Here is a 23639-nt window from a genome sequence, read left to right on the forward strand (position 1 = left end):
ACACTTCGCGGATCGAACCGTGAATGCGTTCCACGAAGCGGTTGAACGCGGTACCGAGGACACCGAATTCATCGTTGTTCACGATGGTCAGGCGTTTGGTCAGGTCGCCTTCGCCGTCGGCGATGTCTGCCATGGCGCGGGTCATGACGTGCAGCGGCTGGATCAGCACGCGGATCAACATGCCCAACAAGGCAATGATGACCGCCACGGCAATCACCGTTGCAATCACTGCCGAGGTGCGGAATTCGCTGAGCATCGCGAAGGCTTTTTCTTTATCGACCGACAGACCGATGTACCAATTGACCGAGGGCAGGCCTTTGATCGGGGTGAAATTGAAGATGCGGGTCTTGCCGTTGACCTCCACTTCGCTGAAGTCCCTGCTGATGCGCGGCGTGTTTTGCGGGTACGCCTCACTCAGGGACTTCATCACCAGCGTTTTGTCCGGGTGAACCAGGATCTTGCCGTCGGCGCTCACCAGAAACGCATAACCCATGCCGCCAAAGTCGCGGCCACTCAGGTTGTCGATCAGGGTTTGCAGGCTAAGATCACCGCCCACTACGCCAATGCTCTGCCCGGCCTTTTTCGAGGCGGTGGCGATAGAGATGATGGTCTGGCCAGTAGCCGCATCGATGTAAGGTTCAGTCAGGGTCGCTGTGCTGCTGCTTTCGGCGCCTTTGTACCAAGGGCGCACGCGCGGATCGAAGCCGGCGGGCATTTTCGCATCCGGGCGAATAGTAAAGCTGCCGGTGGCATCGCCCAGGTAGGACGCCATGAAGGTCGACGTCAGAGCTTTCTGCTCAAGCAGGCTGGCGACGGTGGCAGGTTCCGGATTGATCGCGATGTTCTGGGCGAGGTTATCGATCAGCAGGACACGGCCGGTCAGCCAGGTCTGGATGTCGTTGGCGGTGACATCGCCCATCTCGTTGAAATAGCTGTTCAGGTCGTCGCGGATGGCAGTTCGCTGCAAATAATCGTTGTACAGCGTGAACGAGGCGAAAGCGGCAATAACGATGAGGGCGGCGGCAAGCAAAATTTTATGGCTGAAGCTCAGGTTTTTGTTCATGGCTCGGAGGGTCCGCTAAGGTCTTATTGTTCGGGGCGCGTTGCTGTTAATGCGCGCAAAATGAGTGCGCAACGGAGCGAGTCGGTAATTCCTGCTCTCCATAGGGGAATGTCGGACCTTGCTTTCAATTGGGTCTCTCGCTTATTCCTATCGGCCGTGAAGGATCAAAGATTAACCATGGGTGACAAAATGCCTGACTCATTACAACTCGTTATCGGTGCCGATCTCGCCGGGCAGCCCATTGCCCAGGCCATGCGCCTGGCGAACCGTCATGGTTTGGTCGCGGGCGCTACCGGGACGGGCAAAACCGTCACCTTGCAACGGATGGCCGAAGCATTCAGCGATGCCGGCGTGGCGGTGTTTGCCGCGGATATCAAGGGTGACCTGTGTGGGCTGGGCGCCGCCGGCAACCCTCAAGGCAAAATCGCCGAGCGGATTGCCGGGATGCCTTGGCTGAACCACACGCCTCAAGCGTATCCGGTGACCCTGTGGGACATTCACGGTCAGTCCGGTCATCCGTTGCGCACAACCTTGAGCGAAATGGGGCCGTTATTGATTGGCAGCCTGCTGGAGCTGACCGACAGTCAACAGTCGGCGCTGTACGCCGCGTTCAAGGTGGCGGACCGTGAAGGGCTGTTGCTGCTGGACCTCAAGGACCTGAAGGCACTGCTCAATCACCTGCGTGACAACCCCGAATTGCTCGGTGACGACGCCGCGCTGATGACCACCGGTTCCAGTCAGGCGCTGTTGCGGCGTCTGGCGACCCTGGAACAGCAGGGCGCCGAAGCGCTGTTCGGTGAGCCGGCGCTGCAACTCGAAGACATTCTGCGGCCGACCGCCGAGGGCCGCGGGCGCATTCACTTGCTTGATGCCAGCCGTCTGGTGCACGAAGCGCCGAAGGTCTATGCAACGTTCCTGTTGTGGCTGCTGGCCGAACTGTTCGAGCAATTGCCAGAGCGCGGCGATTCGGACAAACCGCTGCTGGCGTTGTTTTTCGACGAAGCGCATTTATTGTTCGCCGGTACGCCCAAGGCTTTGCAGGATCGTCTTGAGCAAGTGGTGCGGTTGATTCGCTCGAAAGGCGTTGGCGTGTATTTCGTCACCCAATCGCCGGGCGACTTGCCGGATGACGTGCTGGCTCAGCTCGGTTTGCGCATTCAGCATGGCTTGCGCGCGTTCACCGCCAAGGAGCAGAAATCCCTGCGAGCGGTGGCCGAAGGCTTCCGGCCGAACCCGGCGTTCGATGCCTTGTCGGTGCTGACCGAGCTTGGGATTGGCGAGGCGCTGGTCGGTACGTTGCAGGACAAGGGCACGCCGGAGATGGTCCAGCGGGTTTTGGTGGCACCGCCGCAATCGCGGATCGGGCCGTTGAGCGAGAGTGAACGCACAGTGCTGATCTCGGAGTCGCCATTCAAGGGCCGGTATGACAAACCCGTTGATCGCGAATCGGCTTATGAAGTGTTGATGGGGCGCAAAGGGTTGGCGCCAGAGCCTGACGCTGTTCCGGGCAAACCGGCAGCCGAAGAGCCAAGCTTCACCGACAAGGCCGGGGAATTCCTCGGCACCGCGGCGGGGCAGGCACTGAAATCGGCGATGCGCCAAGCGGCTAATCAATTGGGCCGACAGTTGGTACGCGGCTTGATGGGCTCGCTACTCGGCGGCAACAAACGCCGCTAAAAGCAAAAGATCGCAGCCTTCGGCAGCTCCTACAGGGTGTACACCATCCCAATGTAGGAGCTGCCGAAGGCTGCGATCTTTTGATCTTGCTTTTAATCCTTGGGTTTGGCGTGAGCCGCAAGGCGTTCCAGCGCTGCCCGCAGATTCGGATCGCTGATCCCGTCGGCTGTGGCCTGAATGGTCGCGCCTGCATCGGTCGACAAGCTGATGGTATGGCCAGCCGCCCCTTGCTGAACCGTGGGCGGCTGGACCTTGAACAGAATCCGCGTCAGGCTGGCGAATTCGTCGAACATCTGTAGTTGCCGTTGCAGACGCTTTTGCTGATAACGCAGGCGGGTTGCCCAATGACCGTCGGTCACTATCAGCAACAAACTGCCTTCGCGCCACGACGCCACATGGCAATGCTCGCGGGCGGCGGGCTGCAATTGGCTTTCCAGCAGACGTTGTAAATGACCCAGGCGTTGAGCGTGGCCGAAGATGGCTTTCAGCGGTTTGGCTTCGCGAAGCAGGACGGCGGGTGCTCTGGCCGTAAGAGGGCGAAATGCCATGATCAGACACCTGAAGTAACAGAGCCGCCATGGTAGCAGAAAGCACCGGATGCACCCGAGCCATTGCTTTGCGAGCGCTTTACCCATTAAATCAACAAGTAACTTCTGCCCTGAATGGCTTGAAGTTGAGCAAAAAGCCCTTATTTTAAGTGAGCCCCGTCAAAGCGCTGTGCCAGTATCGTGGAATAACGCCACTTTCCTCACCATCGTTTCCGGGTAGAATGCTCGTTCGCATGCGGCCATGAGGGCTGCTCGGGCGACTCACGGGGCCGCCCTCCATCCCTTTAGTGTGGAAGATCCTGCCGATATGTTTGCGCCTTTGTTAAAGAAACTTTTTGGAAGCAAGAACGAGCGTGAAGTCAAACGCATGCTCAAGACGGTGCAACTCGTCAATGCCTTCGAAGAGCAAATGGTGGCCCTTTCGGACGATCAATTGCGTGCCAAGACAGATGAGTTCAAGGCCCGCATCGCCAAAGGGGAAACCCTCGACAAGCTGCTGCCCGAAGCCTTTGCGGTCGCCCGCGAAGCCGGCAAGCGCGTCATGGGTATGCGCCACTTCGACGTCCAGCTGATCGGCGGCATGACCTTGCATGAAGGCCAGATCGCGGAAATGCGTACCGGTGAAGGCAAGACCCTGGTGGCAACACTGGGCGTTTACCTCAACGCGCTGTCCGGCAAGGGCGTGCACGTTGTGACGGTGAACGACTACCTGGCCCGTCGTGACGCCAACTGGATGCGTCCGCTCTACGAATTCCTCGGAATGTCGGTCGGTGTTGTCACGCCGTTCCAGCCGCCGGAAGAGAAACGTCTGGCTTACGCTGCCGACATTACCTACGGCACCAACAACGAATTCGGTTTCGACTACCTGCGCGACAACATGGCGTTCAGCATGGAAGAAAAATTCCAGCGCGAACTCAATTTTGCCGTGATCGACGAAGTCGACTCCATCCTCATCGACGAAGCCCGTACCCCGCTGATCATTTCCGGTCAGGCCGAGGACAGCTCCAAGCTGTACATCGAGATCAACAAATTGATCCCGCAGCTTGAGTTGCACATCGAAGAAGTGGAAGGCGAAGTCACCAAGGCCGGCCACTACACCGTCGACGAGAAGACCCGTCAGGTTGAGCTCAACGAAGCCGGTCACCAGTTCATCGAAGACATGCTGACCCGCGTTGGTCTGCTGGCTGAAGGCGAAAGCCTGTACTCGGCGCACAACCTTGGTCTGCTGACCCACGTTTATGCCGGTCTGCGCGCTCATAAACTGTTCAATCGCAACATCGAATACATCGTGCAGGATGGCCAGGTCGTTCTGGTCGACGAACACACCGGTCGCACCATGCCGGGTCGCCGTCTGTCCGAAGGCCTGCACCAGGCCATCGAAGCCAAGGAAAACCTGAACATTCAGGCCGAAAGCCAGACCCTGGCCTCGACCACGTTCCAGAACTACTTCCGTCTGTACAACAAGCTGTCCGGCATGACCGGTACCGCTGACACCGAAGCGTTCGAATTCCACCAGATCTACGGTCTGTCGGTGATGGTTATCCCGCCGAACAAACCGCTGGCGCGTAAAGACTACAACGACCTGGTGTTCCTGACTGCCGAAGAGAAATACGCGGCGATCATCAATGACATCAAGGAATGCATGACCCAGGGCCGTCCGGTGCTGGTGGGTACTGCAACCATCGAAACTTCCGAGCACATGTCTGCGCTGCTGCAGAAGGAAGGCATCGAACACAAGGTTCTGAACGCCAAGTTCCACGAAAAAGAAGCCGAGATCATTGCCCAGGCCGGTCGCCCAGGCGCACTGACCATCGCCACCAACATGGCCGGTCGTGGTACCGACATCCTGTTGGGCGGTAACTGGGAAGTGGAAGTGGCAACCCTGGAAGACCCGACCCCTGAGCAGATTGCCCAGATCAAGGCCGACTGGCAGAAACGTCACCAGCAAGTGCTCGAGTCGGGCGGTTTGCAGGTGATTGCTTCCGAGCGTCACGAATCGCGCCGTATCGACAACCAGCTGCGTGGTCGTGCCGGTCGTCAGGGTGACGCTGGTTCCAGCCGTTTCTACCTGTCGCTGGAAGACAGCCTGATGCGCATCTTCGCCTCTGATCGGGTGAAGAACTTCATGAAGGCCCTGGGCATGCAGCCTGGCGAGGCGATCGAGCACCGCATGGTGACCAACGCCATCGAGAAGGCTCAGCGCAAGGTTGAAGGCCGCAACTTCGACATTCGTAAGCAACTGCTCGAGTTCGACGACGTCAACAACGAACAACGTAAAGTGATCTATCACATGCGTAACAGTTTGTTGGCCGCCGACAACATCGGTGAAACCATCGCCGACTTCCGTCAGGACGTGCTCAACGCAACGGTCAGCGCACACATTCCACCGCAATCGCTGCCTGAGCAGTGGGACGTGGCCGGTCTGGAAGCGGCGTTGCAGAGCGACTTCGGTGTGGCGCTGCCGATCCAGAAATGGCTCGACGAAGACGACCACCTGTACGAAGAAACCCTGCGCGAGAAGCTCATGACCGAGCTGCTGGCCGCGTACAACGAGAAAGAAGAGCAGGCGAGCGCCGAGGCGCTGCGCACCTTCGAGAAGCAAATCGTCCTGCGTGTGCTCGACGACCTGTGGAAAGATCACCTGTCGACCATGGATCACCTGCGTCACGGCATCCACTTGCGTGGTTATGCGCAGAAGAACCCGAAGCAAGAGTACAAGCGCGAGTCCTACACGCTGTTCTCCGAGCTGCTGGATTCGATCAAGCGCGACTCGATCCGTGTGCTGTCCCACGTTCAGGTTCGCCGCGAAGATCCGATCGAAGAAGAACAACGCCTGCGTCAGGAAGCCGAAGCGCTGGCTGCGCGCATGCAGTTCCAGCACGACGAAGCACCGGGGCTTGAGCAACCGGAACTGCTGGGTGAAGAGGTCGATGTCGCCCTTGCCATCGCTCCGGTACGCAATGAACAGAAGCTGGGCCGTAACGAACTTTGCTACTGCGGTTCGGGCAAGAAGTTCAAGCATTGCCACGGGCAGATCCAGTAAAACCCGTTTCATACGCTGAAATACCCGCGCCGCGACCGGCTTATGCCGTCGCGGCGTTTTGCCATTTAAACCACCGTTCTTCCTGAAAGCGGTGCTGACATCATTTATTAAGGAGCGCATTCATGGCTGTTGGTCTTGGTCCTTTGCCAACGTTGCACCCGGTTGCCGGTTTTGAACTCGGTATCGCCTCGGCTGGCATCAAGCGCCCAGGGCGCAAGGATGTTGTGGTCATGCGCTGTGCCGAAGGTTCTACGGTCGCTGGCGTGTTCACCCTGAACGCTTTTTGCGCGGCTCCCGTGATCCTGGCCAAGCAGCGTGTGCAAGGTCCGGTGCGTTACCTGTTGACCAATACCGGCAATGCCAACGCCGGCACTGGCGAACCAGGCCTTGCCGCCGCCGAGCGCACGTGCGCCAAACTGGCTGAGCTGACCGGCGTCGACGCCAGCCTGGTGCTGCCGTACTCCACCGGTGTGATCGGCGAGCCGCTGCCGGTCGAGAAAATCGAAGGGGCACTGCAAGCCGCCCTCGACGACCTGTCGGTCAACAACTGGGAAGCTGCCGCCACCGGCATCATGACCACCGACACCCTGCCAAAAGGTGCCAGCCGCCAGTTCCAGCATGACGGCGTGACCATCACAGTCACCGGTATCAGCAAAGGCGCGGGCATGATCCGCCCGAACATGGCGACCATGCTCGGCTACATCGCCACCGACGCCAAAGTCTCCCGCGACGTGCTGCAAAACCTGCTGCTGGACGGTGCCAACAAATCGTTCAACCGCATCACCATCGACGGCGACACCTCGACCAACGACTGCTGCATGCTGATCGCCACCGGTCAGGCTGCACTGCCGGAAATCACCCGCGCCGAAGGCGAGTTGTTCGCCAAGCTGAAACAGGCCGTGTTCGAAGTGTGCATGGACGTGGCTCAGGCCATCGTTCGTGACGGCGAAGGCGCGACCAAGTTTGTGACCGTTGAAGTGAACGGCGGCGGCAATCACCAGGAATGCCTGGACGTCGGTTACACCGTGGCTCACTCGCCGCTGATCAAGACCGCACTGTTCGCCTCCGACCCGAACTGGGGCCGTATTCTGGCCGCCGTCGGCCGTGCCGGCGTACCGAACCTGGACGTGAGCAAGATCGACGTGTTCCTCGGTGATGTCTGTATCGCCAGCCGTGGCGCTCGTGCATCGACCTACACCGAAGCCCAGGGCGCGGCCGTGATGCAGCAGGAAGAAATCACGATCCGTATCGAGCTGGGTCGCGGTGATTGCAGCGAAACCATCTGGACCACCGACCTGTCCCACGAATACGTGAAAATCAACGCCGAATACCGCACGTAACCAAAGTCAGGACCGAGTCGCTCCCTTCGCGAGCAAGCCCGCTCCCACATTGGTTTGAGGTGTACACAAATCTAATGTGGGAGCGGGCTTGCTCGCGAAAGCGGTCTCTCAGTCACTAAATAGACTGGCCTGTTTCCTCCATCAAAAGGTCCCGAACATGAGCCTTCACCTGATCATCGGCGACAAACTGATTTCCTCCTGGTCCCTGCGCGGCGCGTTGGCCCTCGACCTGGCTGGCGCCCCTTACACCGAAGAACTGATCAAGTTGAACCAGCCGGATACGCGTGAGCGTCTGCTCAAGCACTCGCCGACCGGGAAAGTCCCGCTGCTGAAAACCGAACACGGCACCATCGCCGATTCCCTGGCGATTGCCGAGTATCTGGCAGAGCAGTTCCCCGACGCCGGCCTCTGGCCCAATGACACCGCCGCCCGCGCCCAGGCCCGTTCGGCCTGCGCGCAGATGCACAGCGGTTTCTTCGCTATGCGCGGCAACATGCCATTCGACCTGAGCCACGACGCTGCGCTGTCGCCGACACCGGCTGACGTCCAGGTCGACATTGAGCGTATGTTGGCGTTGTGGGCCGAGTGCCGCGCCGCCGCCACCGAAACCGCTCCGTTCCTGTTCGGCGGCGCGACCCTGGCGGATGCCTTCTTCGCACCGATCGCCGTGCGCCTGCGCACCTATCAGGTGAGGCTGCCCGCAGCGGACGCGGCCTACGTCGAAACCATCTACCAATGGCCCGCCTTCAAGGCGTGGCAGAAGGCGGGTCTGGAGGAGGTCGGGCAGTGAAGCGAGTACACGTAGCCGCCGCTGTCATCCGCGATGGCAGTGGCAAGATCCTCATTGCCCGCCGTGCCGACACTCAGCATCAGGGTGGCCTGTGGGAATTCCCCGGTGGCAAGGTCGAGGCCGACGAATCCGTCGAAACCGCCCTGGCTCGCGAACTCCATGAAGAGTTGGGCATTGTGGTCAACGCGGCTCGCCCGCTGATCAAGGTCCGGCACGATTACCCGGACAAGCAAGTGTTGCTGGACGTTTGGGAAGTGTCGGCCTTTACCGGCGAACCGCACGGCGCCGAAGGCCAGCCGTTGGAATGGGTCGCGCCCCGCGATCTGCTGAACTACGAGTTCCCGGCGGCCAACCAGCCGATTGTCGCGGCTGCACGGTTACCCGCGCAGTATTTGATTACCCCGGAAGATCTGGAAACCCCGGCCTTGCTGCGCGGTATTCAGAAAGCCATTGCCGGCGGCATCAAGCTGATCCAGTTGCGGGCACCCAACGGCTACGATCCGAAGTACCGCGATCTGGCGGTGGACGCGGCGGGGCTGTGTGCCGGCAAGGCGCAGTTGATGATCAAGGGGCCGTTCGAGTGGCTGGGAGATTTCCCGTCCGCCGGTTGGCACATCACCTCCGCGCAACTGCGCAAATACGCAGCGGCTGGCCGCCCGTTACCGGCGTCGCGCTGGCTGGCGGCGTCCTGCCATAACGCTGAAGAGCTGGCGTTGGCCGAGCAGATGGGGGTGGATTTTGTGACCCTGTCACCGGTGCAACCGACCCTGACTCATCCGGGGGCTCAGCCGCTGGGCTGGGAACAGGCTTGCGCGTTGATCGAAGGTTTCAGCAAGCCGGTGTTCTTGCTCGGTGGTGTTGGCCCGGCGGATCTTCAGAAAGCCTGGGAGGCGGGCGCGCAGGGTGCGGCGGGGATTCGGGCATTTTGGCCTGATTCTTTGGTTTAGCCACCGGCCCCTTCGCGAGCAAGCCCGCTCCCACAGTGGTTCGTGGCGGACACAGATTTGTGTACGACATTGATCCCTGTGGGAGCGAGCTTGCTCGCGATGAGGGCCTGGCAGACGATAATTTATTCGGGTTTTGCCGCCGGTTGCCACAATATTTCGGCAATCCCCTGCCGCTTGGCAATCAACCGCGCCACCACAAACAACAAGTCCGACAACCGATTGATATACGCCAACCCAACCCCAGCCAACGGTTCGACAGCATTCAAATGCTGACACCGCCGCTCGGCACTGCGCGCCAGGCTTCTGCACACATGGGCCTGAGCAATCAACGCCGAACCACCCGGCAGAATGAAATTCTGCAGCGGCCCCAGCTCTTCATTCCACACATCGATTGCAGTTTCCAGACGTTCCACTTCTGCCATGTTCAGTGCCTGATACACCGGCATCGCCAGTTCACCACCCAAGTCGAACAACCGGTGCTGGCAAGGCGCCAAAACATCGATCACTTCGTTCAAGCCCGGATACTCGCCACTTTCCGCCGCCAACCCGGCCAATAGCACACCCACCTGACTGTTCAGCGTATCGACTTCGCCAATGGCTTCGATCCGTGGATGATCCTTGGGCACGCGGCGGCCGTCGCCCAGCCCGGTTTCGCCTTTGTCGCCGGTGCGGGTGTAAATCTTCGACAAGCGAAAGCCCATGGTTACCTCGATAGCTGATTGAGTTCTTGAGAGACGAGCGGGGTGCCCGCCAAGGGCAGGCGCAAGGTGAAACACGTGCCTTGGCCCAGGGTCGATTGCACTTCCATCTGACCCTTGTGGTTGTTGGTAATGATGAAATACGAGACCGACAGGCCAAGGCCAGTGCCCTGACCAATTTCCTTGGTGGTGAAGAACGGCTCGAAGGTGCGTTTGCGCACGCTCTCGCTCATGCCGATGCCGTTGTCTTCAACCTGGATTTCCGCCCACGGCGGATTCAGTTTGGTGCGCAGAATGATCCGTCCCGGCTCGCGGTCGTCTTCACGTTGGTGAATCGCCTGAGCGGCGTTTTTCAGCAGATTGAGTAGCACTTGCTCCAGTTCGTTCGCGGTCCCGGGCACCGGGCCCAACGCTGGATCGAACTGGCGAATGATCGCCTGGCCCTTGAAGTCGAAACCGATCGCCAGGTCGAAGTCGTTGCCGGCGATTTCCACCGCCTGATCGATCAGCGCCGGCAGGTCGCACGGGGCCATTTGCCGGGTACTGCGGCGACTGAAGCTGAGCATGTGCGTGACAATCTTCGCCGCCCGGGCGCCAGCCTGTTGAATGCCATCGAGCAACTGCGGCACTTCGCGCGCTTGCAGGTATTTGTTGACCGTTTCCAGCGCGATCCCGGTTTGCTCGGCTTGTTCGAGATTCTTCGGCAGATCAGGCGAAAGGCGTCGGCGGATGTTTTGCACGTTGTGCAGGATCGCGCCTAACGGGTTGTTGATCTCGTGGGCCATACCCGCGGCAAGGCCACCGACCGAGAGCATTTTTTCCGACTGCACCATCATTTCTTCCAGCGACAGACGCTGAGTGATGTCGTCGATCCGGATCACCACACCACGCCCGGCACCGCCCATCAGCGGGTAAAAGGTCAGGGCGTAGTGCTTGGGTTCTTCGTCATTGAACCACGTCACCCGTTCAATCTTGGCCACCGTGTGCTGCTCGACGGTTTGCTTGAGTTGCGGCAGAAACGGCTTGAGTGGTTCGAAGGCAAGGAAGATCGGCTGGTTCAAGGCTTCGTCGAGGCGCGTGCCGGAGAGGGCGCTGGCCTCCTGATTCCACTGCGTCACGTAGAGCTGTTCATCAAGGGCGATCAGCGCCGAGGGCATGGAATCGATAATGCTGTTGAGGTAGTTCTGGAAACCGGTGAGCTTCTTCTCGATCTTGCTGCGCACCTGAACTTCCAGTTCCAGCTTGCGATTGGTATGGCGGGTCTCTTCGGCCAGGCCCTGGGCCTGGTCATAAGCGGCCTGGGAATCGTCCCGGGCCCGCTTGAGTTGCTGCTCACGGGCCTCGATCCGCGACAGCATGGTGTTGAATGCCTCGGCGAGGCTGCCGATTTCGTCATGGTTACCGCGGGAGGCGCGCAAGGCGTAGTTCTCTTCCCGGGTCACTTGCCGGGACAGTTCTTCGAGCTGATGGATCGGCCGGGTAATCAGGCGTTTGATCTGCCGGGCAATCACCAGCCACAACAGCACACTGAAGATCAGAATCCCGAGACTGGCGGTGAGAGTGCCGGTGTAGAAAGCCATCGGCAGTTCGCTGCTAGCGACCAGTAACAGGTGGCCAGGCGCGGTGCCGGGGCGGGGCAGGGTGATGATTTGATTGCTGCGAAACTCCGTGGCTTGCCAGGATTCAATGTGCCGGTAACGCGTTGGCAGGCTCAGATTGTCGCCATGCTGCAACTGCGCCAGACGCTCGCCCTTGCCGTCATAAAGGGCCGCCGCGCGCAACGGTGAATAGCTGTTGAGCTCATTGAGCAGGCGTTCGGCGCTTTGCGGTGACTGCAAGGCTTCGGACACCAGGCTGGGGTTGGACACCAGGCGGCCGATGGTCTGCAAGGCCTGAGGGGCCATGCTTTCCTGGGAGATGTAGTACGCGGCGCTGATAAAGGTCAGGTTGGCGACCAGCAGGACGGTGGTCAACAGCACCAGCAGGGCGGCCAGCAATTTCTGGCCGACCGGAAGGTTTTCAAGGCGCTGGCGCAATGGCATCAGGTTCATCGCTGAAAAGGAACAAGTGGCCAGCGTAGCCGCTGCTCAGTCGCTGGGCAATCCAAGGCTGTGCAGATGGGTGATCAACCTTTGTTCAAGTTGATTGAGGTGCGGCAGGTTGAGTTGATGCCTCGCGGCGACTTTGCAGGCATGACCCAATAGATAGCTGATCTCGGTCCGGCGCTGGTTCGCGACGTCCTGGTACATCGAAGAGTAGTTGGCGGCGGTCGCGTGAATCACCCGTTCGACTTCCTGTTGAAGGTCCTCGGCCGCTGCCGGTTGACCGCAGCGCTCAAGCAACTCGGTCAATTCGCCGCAAAGGGTGGCGACTTCGCAGTGGTGTTCCTGTAAACCGCCATTACGGCAGTCGTGTAGCACGGTCAGCGGATTGATCGCGCAGTTGAGCGCCAGTTTTCGCCACAGCCGGGTCAGAATGTCGGTGCTCCACTCGTGGGGAATCCCGGCGGCGCTCACGTCATCCAGCCAGATCGGCGCCACGGGATGCCCGGCATCCCCCAGCCAGGTGTAACCGTGGCCAGCGAACACCACGCGCCAGTCGCCATCGCGAAAGGCACCTTCGGTGCTCGACGCACAAATGCAGCGAGCCTGCGGTACCTGCGTGGCGACGGCGTCCTGGCTGCCAAGACCGTTCTGCAACAGGATCAGCTCGGCGTCGCGGGCCAGGCGCGGTGCCAGTTGGGCCACGGCTTTCTCGGCATCGTAGGCTTTACAGGCCACCAGCAGTCGATTGATCGGTTCATCGTTGTCGGGTGTCTCGGCGGGCACCGGATAGCACTGCGCTTTACCGTGTTCGACCAGCGTCAACCCACCCGCCGCCTCATACGCCTGCAAGCGTGCAGCGTCCCGCACGATCAGCTTGACCGGCACGCTGGCCCGCGCCAGTCGAGTGGCCCATAAGGTGCCAAGGCTGCCGGCGCCCAGAACATGCCAGGTGGTGGACATCAGCTTTTTGCTCTGTTTGTCGCGCGCATGGGAGGCTCGCAGTGAATGATGGGAAAGACCCGTTATAATCAGCGCGGATTTTAACCGCAAGCCAGGCATGCTCCATCGTGATCGAGCATGCCCTTTTATTGGAGAGATTACATGCCGTCGTTCGACGTGGTATCCGAACTGGACAAACACGAAGTCACCAACGCGGTCGAGAACGCCGTCAAGGAACTCGATCGTCGTTATGACCTGAAAGGCAAAGGCACCTTCGAGTTCAAGGAAAAGGACCTGACCGTCAACCTGACCGCTGAAGCCGATTTCCAGCTCGAAGCGATGATTGAGATCCTCAAGCTGGCCCTGGTCAAGCGCAAAATCGACGTGCAGTGCCTTGAAGTCAAGGATGCCTATGCGTCGGGCAAACTGATGAAGCAGGAAGCGGTCCTCAAGGAAGGCATCGACAAAGAGCTGGCGAAGAAAATCGTCGCTCATGTCAAAGACGCCAAGCTCAAGGTTCAGGCTGCCATTCAGGGTGAGCAGGTGCGCATTACCGGCAAGAAGCGTGACGATTTGCAGGAAGCCATCGCGGCCCTGCGCGCCAAGACTTTCGATATGCCGCTGCAGTTCAACAACTTCCGCGACTGACCTTTCAGGCGGGACCTGTGGGAGCGAGCTTGCTCGCGATGAGGGCGTATCAGTCGACATCACTGTTGAATGACACACCGCTTTCGCGAGCAAGCCGAATCGTCGCACCGTCGCTCCCACCCGGATTGTGCTTAACCCAGGAGAATGTAGATGGATTTGAATACTGAAGTGGACAACCTGGTCAAGGCGTCTCAAGCCTGGATTCCGATGATCATGGAATACGGCAGCCGCGTGCTGCTGGCGGTCATCACGCTGGCCATCGGCTGGTGGCTGATCAACAAGGTGGCGCAAAAGCTTGGCGGGTTGCTGGCGCTGCGTAACGCCGACCTGGCGCTGCAAGGGTTTATCAGTAGCCTGGCGAACATTATTCTCAAGGTTCTGTTGATCGTCAGCGTGGCATCGATGATCGGGGTGGAAACCACTTCGTTCGTCGCGGCCATCGGTGCGGCAGGTCTGGCCATCGGTCTGGCCTTGCAGGGCAGCCTGGCGAACTTCGCCGGCGGCGTGCTGATTCTGTTGTTCCGCCCGTTCCGCATTGGTGACTGGATCGAAGCCCAAGGTGTTGCCGGCACGGTCGACAGCATCCAGATCTTCCACACCGTGCTGCGTACTGGCGATAACAAAACCATCATCGTGCCTAACGGTAATCTGTCGAACGGCATCATCACCAACACTAACCGTCAATCGACGCGCAAAGTTGTGTTTGATGTGGGTGTGGATTACGAGGCGGACTTGCAGAAGGCCCGTGAAGTGTTGTTGGAACTGGCCAAAGATCCACGCGTATTGGCAGATCCGGCACCTCAAGCGGTGGTTTCTACTCTGGGTGACAGTTCAATCACGCTTTCGCTTCGGGTCTGGGTAAAGACTGCGGATTATTGGGACGTGATGTTCATGTTCAACGAACAGTCCCGTGATCGTTTGAAAACTGCCGGTGTTGATGTTCCGTTGCCACAGCGGATGATTCGAGTGGTTCAGGAATCTGCGGTGCAGTGATTGTTTTTTGATCATGCCTGACTCTTTGGTCAGGCATGATCCTCACGGATTTGATCGTTTTAACGCATTGTTTGTAGCCAACGAAAAAAGGCCCATCCGAAGATGGGCCTTTTTTTGATTACCGCGAACTAACTTTCTGCAATTACAGAATGTTCAGCGGGTAGTCGGTGATCAGGCGGAACTCAGAGATATCGCCTTCGCCTTCGTCAGCATTGGCGGAGTGCCATGCTTGACGGATGCGGAACGACAGATCTTTAGCTGGGCCGGATTGAACTACGTATTTAACTTCCACGTTGGTTTCGTGGTGTTTGCCGTCTGCACCGTACAGACCAGCGTAAGGGCTGCCTGCTGGAGTGTTGGTGCCGTCGATGTCCCAACCTTTCACGTAACGGGTCATGAAGCTCAGACCAGGTACGCCGTATTCGGCCATTTTCAGGTCGTAACGGGCTTGTACCGACTTCTCGCCAGGGGCGTTGAAGTCAGAGTACTGGATGGAGTTGGCGAGGAAGATCGAGTCGCCACCGCGGTTGTTTTTACCCACACCGATGTAGTCGAACGGGGTATCGCCGTTCACTTTCTGGAAGCCCAGGGTCAGGGTATGCGCTTTCAGGAACGAGAAAGCAGCAGCCAGGGAGTAGGCGTTGTTGCTGATTTCGCCTGCTTTAGCGTTACCGGTGTCCTTGGTGTTGTAGTAGTTACCGTCGAAGTTCAGCGACTGATCGCCACCCAGTGGGAGGGTGTAGTTCGCGTTCGCGTAGTACTGGTTCCAGACGTCTTCGAGCTTGGCACCGTAGAGCGAGAAGCTCAGGTTGTCGGTAACGCCATATTTGCCGCCGAAGTAGTCGATGGAGTTGGCTTTCACGCCAGCGTAAGTAGCCCACAGATCTCCGTCACGGGCGTTTCTGTCCTGGCTGGTCGCCGAGTAGAAGTGACCGGCTTCGAGGTCAAGGTCTTTGACTTCGCTGCTCTGCAGTTGGATACCGCTGGCAGTTTGGTGAAGGATACGGGAACCGCCAACAGCGAACACTGGAGAGGTGCTTGGCTGCATGTCGCCGACTTTCAGCTCGGTCTTGGAGATGCGGAACTTGGCGGCAGCGCCGGCTTTGCCCTGGTTGTTTTCGACTTCGCCATCATTGCCCACGGGCATGTTGCCGGTACCACCATATTTGTCGGAACCGTCCAGCTTAATGGCCAGTTGACCCCAAGCTTCAACGCCAACACCGATCAGACCTTGGGTGTAGCCAGAGCTGAACATGCCCTGGATGCCCTGGGTCCAGTCTTTGTCATCAACGGCGCCGTCTTTCTTGTTACGGTTGTAGTAGTAGTTGCGAACTAGCAAGTCGAGCTTGCTGTCTTCAACAAAACCTTTGGCTTCTGCCTGGTCGCTTACGAAAGGTGCGGCTACTGCCAATTGAGTACTGGCTGCTGCTGCAACTGCCAGTGCGATCATGCTCCACTTCATCACGCGCATCGTGATTTGCTCCTTTGGTTTTTAGAAGAGTACTGCCGTCCCACCTGATTTATTATCTGGGCGGCTCTTTCTTTTTGTGTCGGCGCAAACTTATATCACGCCGACCATGTTGGCGATACTTGCGCATCTAACCTTTCAGCTTCTTTACGACCCTGTCGCAAACGGCTTGGTAGATGTCGCAAATTTACAGCCTCGACGCAAGCGGACTGACAACTTTTAACGTTGTTTTCCAGGGCTTGAGCATCGGTAAAAAGAGTCCCTGGTGAAACGCTTGAATCTCCATCGGGCAACCCTGCCACTGTTTTTATTTGCCTTAAGGCTTCCACTTCCAGCGGACGCTTCAGAGGCGATGTGGGTGTGAATGCAACAAGCGTGCACAAATCAGAATCCTGCTGGTTTTTTTTCTGAATGGTTGCTGGTCGCTGTAAAAACCTCATAAAACCGGGGTGTTCAAGCACGTTTTGTTTGGGCTTGACGCCATGGTTTGCATCGTGTTGCACCCTTATGGCCGACTGCATGACAACCAAAAACGTTACCGGTTCACCCCACCAGTGAGTAGATGGCGGATGCCTGACCGACTCAGCGTAGACGCAATGTGCGGTTTTGGTGCAAAAAATTTTAATCGCTGTACTGAATTCATACAGTGCGGCGGTTTGCCAAATTCGAACGCGTCGTTGTTTTTCAGTCAGTTCGGCGTTTTTTGCGTGGTTATTGGTTCTGTAATGGTGCGCCCTGATCGAAAATGACTCATGTCGGGGCGCGCGACCAGTCGTTTGTAGTTTCTCGGGGCGGCTTCGACAATGGTTCGTCGTGAAGCAAGCGGCGTTCGCAGGTATGCTGCCGTCCTGTCGCTTGGTGCGCCGTCTCTCGGGATGGGCGCTAAGCTGAAAAATGATGACCAGGCGGGAGTGCGCGCAGTGTTCGCTTTAGATCCACGGCTTCAACAAGACACGTTACCGATCGGGGATTTCCCACTCTGCCGGTTGCTGCTGTCCAATGATTCGAACTACCCCTGGTTCATTCTGGTGCCACGTCGCGACGATATCAGTGAGATATTTCAGTTGGATGTCGCAGATCAACAGCAGCTGTGGCAGGAAACGACCGCACTGGCGGAAATGCTCAAGGACTCGTTCGATGCGGACAAGTTGAATGTCGCGGCCTTGGGTAATGTCGTCAGTCAGTTGCACATGCATGTGATTGTGCGCAAGCGCGAAGACGCCGCCTGGCCGGCGCCGGTCTGGGGTAAACACCCAGCCAAGCCTTATAACTCGGAGCAGATCGCGTTGATTCGCGAGCGGTTGCGCCTGGTATTGACCGATGATTTTACGTTTCTGGAGGGTTGAATCATGAGCCTGGAAGCACGCGTTACCGATCTGGAGAGCCAGCTGGCGTTTCAGGATGACACCATCCAGGCATTGAGTGATGTGCTGGCGACGCAGCAGCGTGCGGTTGAGCGCCTGCAACTGCAAATGGCCGCCTTGCTCAAGCGGCAAGAAGAAATGGCCGGTCAGTTCGAGACGTTTGAAGAAGAAGCGCCACCGCCGCATTACTGAGTGTGACCAACAGACGGGCAACAAAAAACCGCGAACAGCCAGGCTGTTCGCGGTTTTTTTTAGCCTTGAATCAGCGACGCGGTAGTGCGGCGATCACATCTTCGGCTTGCAGGCCCTTGTCACGGTTCATGACAGAGAACTCCACACGCTGGCCTTCGACCAGAACACGATGACCTTCGCCACGAATGGCCCGGAAATGCACGAAAATATCATCGCCGGAATCACGGGAAATAAAGCCGAAGCCTTTGGAGGTGTTGAACCACTTGACGGTGCCGGTATCACGGTTGCTCATGTCGTAGCTTGGCGAGGCGGCGGCCGGTGAGGATTTGTAGAAGCTGATGGCCAGGTGCAGAAGAACGGCAATCAGGGCAGCGACCAGGCTGAACAGAACAGCAGGTTGACCGGCAATGACAGGCATCGGCGCGATCAGCGTCAGGGTTTGCAGGACGACGGTCAGAACCAGGAGGGCGCTGACCAGGTTTTGCAGTTGATGACGCGGGCCTTTGTTCCAGTAGGGGATAACAGGAGCGAGGGTGAGGTTGAGCAGGCCGAAAAAGGCCAGGTACAACGCATCGGGTTGTTGCAGGTAAGGTACGGCTTCGGATCGCAGGCTAGGGATGAAGGACAACAGCAAGGCTGCTGCGCCCATTAGCAGGTGGACAATTTTCAACATTTTGAGTAACTCACGTTAAGACGGATCACAAGGAAGAGCTGATTGAGCACGGTTCGCTTCAGAACAATAAGAGGCGTTGGACACGTACCCGGTATCAGCCTATGCGCAGCCCCCGGAAAATAGGCGGTAGCGACACACTGTCTATTTAACAGCAAAGCCTGCAGCTACTCAAATCAGGCAGTCCAGCGGTGCCCTGAGGGTCGATTTGTCGCAGGTAACCGGAGAACCCGGGGCTGCGGGGTGCCGGCAGGCTTGCTAGAGTGGTCCTGCACCTGCTGGATGAATTTCATCACCTTTAGGGGAAGCGCATGGCAATCGATATCGGTATCAGTGAAGAGGATCGCAAGTCCATCGTCGACGGGCTTTCGCGTCTGCTGTCGGACACTTATGTACTTTATTTGAAAACCCATAACTTCCATTGGAACGTCACCGGTCCGATGTTTCGGACCCTGCACTTGATGTTCGAGGAGCAATATAACGAGTTGGCCCTGGCCGTCGATTCGATTGCCGAGCGAATTCGTGCCCTCGGATTTCCTGCTCCGGGTGCCTATTCTATTTATGCGCGCCTTTCTTCCATTAAGGAGGAGGTGGGTGTGCCCAGTGCTGAAGACATGATCAAGCAACTTGTCGAAGGCCAGGAGGCGGTCACGCGTACTGCACGCGGGATTTTTCCACTGCTCGACAAGGTCAGTGACGAGCCAACGGCTGACCTCCTGACCCAGCGTATGCAAGTCCACGAGAAAACCGCGTGGATGCTGCGCTCCCTGCTGGATCAGTAACAATGTCAGTGCGCGGATGACGCCCATGAGGTGTTGTTCGCGCCCTGTCTTCTCGTAACGATTAGTGTCTTTCTGTTGAACGATATTGCGCCCAGGCGTGTAGGAAATTGTCTGGAGTAGGACGGTCTCCATGATCGCCCTTCAGTTGTTGGCTTATCCTACGTTGATGGTCATAAAGTCATCTGGATATAACTTTGTCCCTGCGCTTTTATAGAGAAACAGCTTGTTGCTCTTATAAAAACGCAAGGATGACAAAGGAGTGTCAACGATATGGTTTACGAAGACAGACGAAGCGAGTGGAGGGGCGGTCCAGTCAAGGATGTACGGATTGATCCATTTGTCAGCGAATTTGATATGGGTCTGGCCCAGCCTTTATCCCGGTCAGTACGGCTGAATGGCTTTGCAACCTGTTTGCGGCTTGAACAGGTCTACTGGGATATTTTGGGCGACATGGCCAAGGTCAACTGCTGTACGGTCAGTGCGTTGCTGTCCCATGTGGACCGCGAGGTGCATTTACGTCACGGCGGGGTCAAGAACTTCACCGGGCTGGTGCGGGTTGTGTGCGTCGTGCACAGCCTGAAGGAAGGCGGCTGCGTCGCCATGCCTTAGCCACAGGGGTGGAATGGGTAGAGTGTCGGTCTGTGCAGTCTTACGGCTGCACAGGCTGCATTTAATGGATATAATCCCGCTCTTTGCCGCAAAACCCAGCGTGTGCGGTAGCAATCTGATCGCCGAGACAACCCCCATGCCGATGTACGACTATCAATGTGCTTCCTGTGGTCATCAGTTGGAAGCCATTCAAAAGATCAGCGCAGCACCGCTGGTCGACTGCCCTGCCTGCCAGGCGCCAGAGCTTAAGAAGATGCTGTCCATGCCGGGCTTCCGCCTTAGCGGTACCGGCTGGTACGAAACCGATTTCAAGACCGGTTCCAAGAAGAACCTGGCCGGCGGCGACAAAGCTGACTAGGGTCTTGAACCTGAGTTGAACGACACGTGCGAGCTCTTGCCTCATCTGGCGCCTTTTACAAGGGCAGGATATGAGCAAGGTCTCCAACCGAATTTCGAATTACGAGAAGCGAACCACTACCATGATGCGCAGCCATTATTGCGGCCAACTGAACGAAAGCCTGGAAGGCCAGGAAATTACCCTTTGCGGATGGGTTCACCGTCGCCGTGACCATGGTGGGGTGATTTTCCTCGATATCCGTGATCGTGACGGTCTGGCCCAGGTGGTATTCGATCCGGACCGCGCTGAAACCTTCGCCGCCGCGGATCGCGTGCGCAGCGAGTACGTGGTCAAGGTCACCGGCAAGGTTCGCCTGCGTCCGGCCGGTGCCGGCAACGCCAACATGGCGTCGGGCATGATCGAAGTGCTGGGCTACGAGCTGGAAGTACTGAACGAAGCGGAAACCCCGCCGTTCCCGCTCAACGAGTTCTCCGACGTCGGCGAAGAAACCCGCCTGCGTTATCGCTTCATCGACCTGCGTCGTCCGGAAATGCTCGAGAAGCTGCGCCTGCGTTCGCGCATGACCACCAGCATCCGTCGTTACCTGGACGAGAACGGCTTCCTCGACGTCGAGACGCCGATCCTGACTCGCGCCACCCCGGAAGGTGCTCGCGATTACCTGGTGCCGAGCCGTACTCACGCCGGTTCGTTCTTCGCCTTGCCGCAATCGCCGCAGCTGTTCAAGCAACTGCTGATGGTTGCCGGCTTCGATCGCTACTACCAGATCGCCAAGTGCTTCCGCGACGAAGACCTGCGTGCCGACCGTCAGCCTGAATTCACTCAGATCGACATCGAAACCAGCTTCCTCGATGAAAAAGACATCATCGGCATCACCGAAGGCATGATCCGCAACCTGTTCAAGGAAGTGCTGGATCTGGAATTCGGTGAGTTCCCGCACATGACCTTCGAAGAGGCCATGCGTCGTTACGGTTCCGACAAGCCGGACCTGCGTAACCCGCTGGAACTGGTTGACGTTGCCGATCAACTGAAAGAAGTCGACTTCAAGGTGTTCAGCGGCCCGGCCAACGACCCGAAATGCCGCGTTGCCGCCTTGCGCGTTCCAGGCGCGGCGAGCATGCCGCGCAAGCAGATCGACGACTACACCAAGTTCGTCGGCATCTACGGTGCCAAGGGCCTGGCGTACATCAAGGTCAACGAGCGCGCCAAAGGCGTTGAAGGTCTGCAATCGCCGATCGTCAAGAACATCCCTGAAGCCAACCTCAATGTGATCCTTGATCGCGTTGGCGCGGTTGACGGCGACATCGTGTTCTTCGGTGCCGACAAAGCCAAGATCGTCAGCGAAGCCCTGGGCGCGCTGCGGATCAAGGTCGGTAACGATCTGAACCTGCTGACGTGCGAGTGGGCACCGATGTGGGTTGTCGACTTCCCGATGTTCGAAGAGAACGACGACGGTAGCTTCACTGCCTTGCACCACCCGTTCACCGCGCCGAAGTGCACCCCGGAAGAACTGGAAGCCAACCCGGCGACCGCGCTGTCCCGTGCCTACGACATGGTACTGAACGGCACCGAGCTGGGTGGCGGTTCGATCCGTATCCACCGCAAGGAAATGCAACAGTCGGTGTTCCGTCTGCTGGGTATCAGTGAAGCGGAACAGGAAGAGAAATTCGGCTTCCTGCTTGACGCCCTGAAATACGGCGCACCGCCGCACGGTGGCCTGGCCTTCGGTCTGGACCGTCTGGTGATGCTGATGACCGGCGCCCAGTCGATCCGTGAAGTGATCGCCTTCCCGAAAACCCAGAGTGCCGCTTGCGTCATGACTCAGGCACCGGGTGTGGTAGATGCCAAGGCACTGCGCGAACTGCACATTCGTCTGCGCGAAACGCCGAAAGCTGAGTAAGGCTGACCAGAAGGGCGCATCTTCGGATGCGCCCTTTCTTTATAGAATGGTCGAGATTTTTATTTGCTGGCTGGCGCGTCATGGTGCGGCGGGCAATGTTTCAAAGAGAATTCGGAGCGAGATATGGCGGGTCATTCCAAGTGGGCGAACATCAAGCACCGCAAAGAACGTCAGGATGCCAAGAAGGGCAAGATTTTCACCAAGTGGATTCGTGAACTGACCGTTGCTGCCCGTCAGGGCGGTAGTGATCCGGGTTCCAACCCGCGTTTGCGTCTGGCGCTGGACAAGGCCCTCGGCGCGAATATGAGCCGCGACATCATCGATCGCGCGGTCGCCCGCGGCGCCGGTGCTGCCGACACCGACGACATGGTCGAACTGACCTACGAAGGCTACGGCCCGGGCGGCGTGGCGGTGATGGTCGAGTGCATGACCGACAACCGCAACCGCACCGCCGCTGCTGTTCGCCATGCGTTCAGCAAATGCGGCGGCAACCTCGGTACGGACGGTTCGGTGGCCTATCTGTTCGAGCGCAAGGGGCAGATTTCCTTCGCCCCAGGCGTCGATGAAGATGCGCTGATGGAAGCGGCGATGGAGGCCGATGCCGATGACGTGGTGACCCACGAAGACGGCTCCATCGACGTATTTACCTCGTTCGCCGGTTTCTACTCCGTGCGTAACGCGCTGGAAGCGGCCGGTTTCAAAGGTGATGATGCGGAAATCGTGATGCTGCCGACCACCAGTGCCGAACTGGACCTGGAAGGCGCCGAGAAGGTTCTCAAGCTGATCGACATGCTTGAAGACCTGGATGACGTGCAGAACGTTTATTCCAACGCGGACATTCCTGAGTCGGTAGCCGCGCAACTCGGTTGATGCATTTATTAAAGATCGCAGCCTTCACAAAGCCCTACGCTGTACAGGTAGGAGCTGGCGAAGCCTGCGATCTTTTGATTTTCAGCGTTTATTTGAAAAGATCGCAGCCTTCGGCAGCTCCTACAGTTACCCTCGAATACTCGCACTAGCTTTGCAGGCGTTATGACTTTAATTCTTGGTATCGACCCCGGTTCGCGCATTACCGGTTATGGCGTAGTGCGTGATACCGGGCGTGGTTGCGTTTACGTGGCGTCGGGCTGCATTCGCACAGGTTCCGGCGAGCTGCATGAACGCCTGCAAATCGTCTATCGCGGCGTGCGCGAAGTCATTCAGACCTACGGCCCGGTGACCATGGGCATCGAAAAGGTCTTCATGGCGCGCAACGCTGACTCTGCATTGAAACTTGGCCAGGCCCGCGGCGCAGCCATCGTTGCCGGGGCGGAAGAAAGCCTGGAAATCGCTGAATACACCGCGACCCAGGTCAAGCAGGCGGTGACCGGGACCGGCGCGGCGAATAAAGAGCAGGTGCAAATGATGGTCATGCACATGCTGAAACTGACCAGCAAACCGCAAATCGATGCCTCGGACGCCTTGGCCATCGCCATTTGCCATGCTCACACCCGTTCCAGCCTGTTGCCCCATGGCCTGGGCACGGCACGCAGTCGTGGCGGACGCCTGCGTCTCTGATAGCATCAGCA

At 58.2% G+C, this 23639-nt stretch carries 22 protein-coding genes and 1 pseudogene; 15 read left to right on the top strand and 8 right to left on the bottom strand.

The features are described from left to right. Positions 1-31 precede the first annotated feature (31 nt). Positions 32-1063, bottom strand: a pseudogene (locus tag ACMXYH_RS31475) (HAMP domain-containing protein); the annotation flags it as partial. Between the two features lie 189 nt (positions 1064-1252). Between ACMXYH_RS31475 and ACMXYH_RS07120 the strand changes: the two are divergent. After that, positions 1253-2740, top strand: a complete 1488-nt coding sequence (locus ACMXYH_RS07120; RefSeq protein WP_415766699.1) for a helicase HerA-like domain-containing protein — start codon at positions 1253-1255, stop codon at positions 2738-2740. Between the two features lie 92 nt (positions 2741-2832). Here the strand turns inward: ACMXYH_RS07120 and ACMXYH_RS07125 are convergent, their stop codons facing one another. Beyond that, a complete protein-coding gene (locus tag ACMXYH_RS07125) occupies positions 2833-3288 on the bottom strand; it encodes a DUF721 domain-containing protein (RefSeq protein WP_090187471.1) in 456 nt (151 codons plus the stop codon). Between the two features lie 307 nt (positions 3289-3595). Here ACMXYH_RS07125 and secA point away from each other — a divergent pair, with 307 nt between their 5' ends. From secA to ACMXYH_RS07145, 4 genes are all read left to right on the top strand, one after another. Then, entirely contained in the window at positions 3596-6331 is a 2736-nt protein-coding gene (secA, locus tag ACMXYH_RS07130; RefSeq protein ID WP_134417532.1) for a preprotein translocase subunit SecA, read from the top strand. Between the two features lie 122 nt (positions 6332-6453). Further along, positions 6454-7671: a bifunctional glutamate N-acetyltransferase/amino-acid acetyltransferase ArgJ gene (gene argJ, locus ACMXYH_RS07135; RefSeq protein ID WP_129437867.1), complete on the top strand. Its 1218-nt coding sequence runs from the start codon at positions 6454-6456 to the stop codon at positions 7669-7671. 157 nt (positions 7672-7828) lie between these two features. Beyond that, positions 7829-8461 (top strand): glutathione S-transferase family protein, encoded by a 633-nt coding sequence (locus ACMXYH_RS07140; protein WP_415766700.1) that lies wholly within the window; start codon positions 7829-7831, stop codon positions 8459-8461. Beyond that, the gene (locus ACMXYH_RS07145; protein ID WP_415766701.1) at positions 8458-9408 is read left to right on the top strand and encodes a Nudix family hydrolase; all 951 of its coding nucleotides are present in this window, start codon (positions 8458-8460) and stop codon (positions 9406-9408) included. The genes ACMXYH_RS07140 and ACMXYH_RS07145 overlap by 4 nt, the downstream gene beginning before the upstream one ends. Positions 9409-9530: 122 nt before the next feature. Here the strand turns inward: ACMXYH_RS07145 and ACMXYH_RS07150 are convergent, their stop codons facing one another. From ACMXYH_RS07150 to ACMXYH_RS07160, 3 genes are read right to left on the bottom strand one after another with little or no spacing between them, the layout of a single operon-like run. Then, on the bottom strand, positions 9531-10109 hold the full coding sequence (locus ACMXYH_RS07150) for a cob(I)yrinic acid a,c-diamide adenosyltransferase (RefSeq protein WP_149628441.1): 579 nt from the start codon (positions 10107-10109) through the stop codon (positions 9531-9533). Positions 10110-10111: 2 nt separating this feature from the next. Next, complete coding sequence (locus ACMXYH_RS07155; RefSeq protein ID WP_415766702.1) at positions 10112-12148, bottom strand: sensor histidine kinase; 2037 nt, start codon at positions 12146-12148, stop codon at positions 10112-10114. A gap of 45 nt (positions 12149-12193) precedes the next feature. Then, positions 12194-13111, bottom strand: a complete 918-nt coding sequence (locus ACMXYH_RS07160; RefSeq protein ID WP_415766703.1) for a putative 2-dehydropantoate 2-reductase — start codon at positions 13109-13111, stop codon at positions 12194-12196. Positions 13112-13252: 141 nt separating this feature from the next. Between ACMXYH_RS07160 and ACMXYH_RS07165 the strand changes: the two genes are divergently transcribed. Both ACMXYH_RS07165 and ACMXYH_RS07170 read left to right on the top strand, forming a co-directional pair. Continuing rightward, positions 13253-13738: a YajQ family cyclic di-GMP-binding protein gene (locus ACMXYH_RS07165; protein WP_007906601.1), complete on the top strand. Its 486-nt coding sequence runs from the start codon at positions 13253-13255 to the stop codon at positions 13736-13738. 150 nt (positions 13739-13888) lie between these two features. Then, a complete protein-coding gene (locus ACMXYH_RS07170; RefSeq protein WP_415766704.1) occupies positions 13889-14731 on the top strand; it encodes a mechanosensitive ion channel family protein in 843 nt (280 codons plus the stop codon). A 142-nt stretch (positions 14732-14873) separates the two neighbouring features. On the opposite strand, the gene ACMXYH_RS07175 is transcribed toward ACMXYH_RS07170, so the two are convergent. After that, positions 14874-16202: an OprD family porin gene (locus ACMXYH_RS07175; protein WP_415766705.1), complete on the bottom strand. Its 1329-nt coding sequence runs from the start codon at positions 16200-16202 to the stop codon at positions 14874-14876. 95 nt (positions 16203-16297) lie between these two features. Further along, entirely contained in the window at positions 16298-16720 is a 423-nt protein-coding gene (locus ACMXYH_RS07180; protein WP_218570144.1) for a hypothetical protein, read from the bottom strand. A gap of 399 nt (positions 16721-17119) precedes the next feature. Here ACMXYH_RS07180 and ACMXYH_RS07185 point away from each other — a divergent pair, with 399 nt between their 5' ends. Beyond that, the gene (locus ACMXYH_RS07185) at positions 17120-17545 is read left to right on the top strand and encodes an HIT domain-containing protein (RefSeq protein WP_150658534.1); all 426 of its coding nucleotides are present in this window, start codon (positions 17120-17122) and stop codon (positions 17543-17545) included. A 3-nt stretch (positions 17546-17548) separates the two neighbouring features. Beyond that, positions 17549-17755: a SlyX family protein gene (locus tag ACMXYH_RS07190; protein ID WP_008147392.1), complete on the top strand. Its 207-nt coding sequence runs from the start codon at positions 17549-17551 to the stop codon at positions 17753-17755. A gap of 70 nt (positions 17756-17825) precedes the next feature. Here the strand turns inward: ACMXYH_RS07190 and ACMXYH_RS07195 are convergent, their stop codons facing one another. Beyond that, complete coding sequence (locus tag ACMXYH_RS07195; protein WP_008147390.1) at positions 17826-18428, bottom strand: cold-shock protein; 603 nt, start codon at positions 18426-18428, stop codon at positions 17826-17828. A gap of 308 nt (positions 18429-18736) precedes the next feature. On the opposite strand from ACMXYH_RS07195, the gene ACMXYH_RS07200 reads away from it, so the two are divergent. The 6 genes from ACMXYH_RS07200 to ruvC all read left to right on the top strand — a co-directional run bounded on the left by ACMXYH_RS07200 (position 18737) and on the right by ruvC (position 23628). Beyond that, on the top strand, positions 18737-19207 hold the full coding sequence (locus ACMXYH_RS07200) for a Dps family protein (RefSeq protein ID WP_129437851.1): 471 nt from the start codon (positions 18737-18739) through the stop codon (positions 19205-19207). 270 nt (positions 19208-19477) lie between these two features. Then, entirely contained in the window at positions 19478-19816 is a 339-nt protein-coding gene (locus tag ACMXYH_RS07205; protein WP_129437849.1) for a ribbon-helix-helix domain-containing protein, read from the top strand. A gap of 136 nt (positions 19817-19952) precedes the next feature. After that, positions 19953-20174, top strand: a complete 222-nt coding sequence (locus ACMXYH_RS07210; RefSeq protein WP_010457489.1) for an FmdB family zinc ribbon protein — start codon at positions 19953-19955, stop codon at positions 20172-20174. Between the two features lie 121 nt (positions 20175-20295). Beyond that, positions 20296-22071, top strand: coding sequence for an aspartate--tRNA ligase (gene aspS / locus ACMXYH_RS07215; RefSeq protein ID WP_129437847.1), 1776 nt, complete (start codon positions 20296-20298; stop codon positions 22069-22071). A gap of 123 nt (positions 22072-22194) precedes the next feature. Next, positions 22195-22941, top strand: coding sequence for a YebC/PmpR family DNA-binding transcriptional regulator (locus ACMXYH_RS07220; protein WP_129437845.1), 747 nt, complete (start codon positions 22195-22197; stop codon positions 22939-22941). 162 nt (positions 22942-23103) lie between these two features. Continuing rightward, the gene (gene ruvC / locus ACMXYH_RS07225) at positions 23104-23628 is read left to right on the top strand and encodes a crossover junction endodeoxyribonuclease RuvC (protein WP_008147379.1); all 525 of its coding nucleotides are present in this window, start codon (positions 23104-23106) and stop codon (positions 23626-23628) included. Positions 23629-23639 lie beyond the last annotated feature (11 nt).

Source organism: Pseudomonas frigoris (assembly GCF_047758635.1).
GTDB lineage: Bacteria > Pseudomonadota > Gammaproteobacteria > Pseudomonadales > Pseudomonadaceae > Aquipseudomonas > Aquipseudomonas frigoris.

Coding starts and splice junctions, on each gene's coding strand:
- ACMXYH_RS07120 (WP_415766699.1), top strand. CDS start 1,253: ATGCCTGACTCATTACAACTCGTTATCGGTGCCGATCTCGCCGGGCAG.
- ACMXYH_RS07125 (WP_090187471.1), bottom strand. CDS start 3,288: ATGGCATTTCGCCCTCTTACGGCCAGAGCACCCGCCGTCCTGCTTCGC.
- secA (WP_134417532.1), top strand. CDS start 3,596: ATGTTTGCGCCTTTGTTAAAGAAACTTTTTGGAAGCAAGAACGAGCGT.
- argJ (WP_129437867.1), top strand. CDS start 6,454: ATGGCTGTTGGTCTTGGTCCTTTGCCAACGTTGCACCCGGTTGCCGGT.
- ACMXYH_RS07140 (WP_415766700.1), top strand. CDS start 7,829: ATGAGCCTTCACCTGATCATCGGCGACAAACTGATTTCCTCCTGGTCC.
- ACMXYH_RS07150 (WP_149628441.1), bottom strand. CDS start 10,109: ATGGGCTTTCGCTTGTCGAAGATTTACACCCGCACCGGCGACAAAGGC.
- ACMXYH_RS07155 (WP_415766702.1), bottom strand. CDS start 12,148: ATGCCATTGCGCCAGCGCCTTGAAAACCTTCCGGTCGGCCAGAAATTG.
- ACMXYH_RS07160 (WP_415766703.1), bottom strand. CDS start 13,111: ATGTCCACCACCTGGCATGTTCTGGGCGCCGGCAGCCTTGGCACCTTA.
- ACMXYH_RS07165 (WP_007906601.1), top strand. CDS start 13,253: ATGCCGTCGTTCGACGTGGTATCCGAACTGGACAAACACGAAGTCACC.
- ACMXYH_RS07170 (WP_415766704.1), top strand. CDS start 13,889: ATGGATTTGAATACTGAAGTGGACAACCTGGTCAAGGCGTCTCAAGCC.
- ACMXYH_RS07175 (WP_415766705.1), bottom strand. CDS start 16,202: ATGCGCGTGATGAAGTGGAGCATGATCGCACTGGCAGTTGCAGCAGCA.
- ACMXYH_RS07180 (WP_218570144.1), bottom strand. CDS start 16,720: ATGCAGTCGGCCATAAGGGTGCAACACGATGCAAACCATGGCGTCAAG.
- ACMXYH_RS07190 (WP_008147392.1), top strand. CDS start 17,549: ATGAGCCTGGAAGCACGCGTTACCGATCTGGAGAGCCAGCTGGCGTTT.
- ACMXYH_RS07195 (WP_008147390.1), bottom strand. CDS start 18,428: ATGTTGAAAATTGTCCACCTGCTAATGGGCGCAGCAGCCTTGCTGTTG.
- ACMXYH_RS07200 (WP_129437851.1), top strand. CDS start 18,737: ATGGCAATCGATATCGGTATCAGTGAAGAGGATCGCAAGTCCATCGTC.
- ACMXYH_RS07205 (WP_129437849.1), top strand. CDS start 19,478: ATGGTTTACGAAGACAGACGAAGCGAGTGGAGGGGCGGTCCAGTCAAG.
- ACMXYH_RS07210 (WP_010457489.1), top strand. CDS start 19,953: ATGCCGATGTACGACTATCAATGTGCTTCCTGTGGTCATCAGTTGGAA.
- aspS (WP_129437847.1), top strand. CDS start 20,296: ATGATGCGCAGCCATTATTGCGGCCAACTGAACGAAAGCCTGGAAGGC.
- ACMXYH_RS07220 (WP_129437845.1), top strand. CDS start 22,195: ATGGCGGGTCATTCCAAGTGGGCGAACATCAAGCACCGCAAAGAACGT.
- ruvC (WP_008147379.1), top strand. CDS start 23,104: ATGACTTTAATTCTTGGTATCGACCCCGGTTCGCGCATTACCGGTTAT.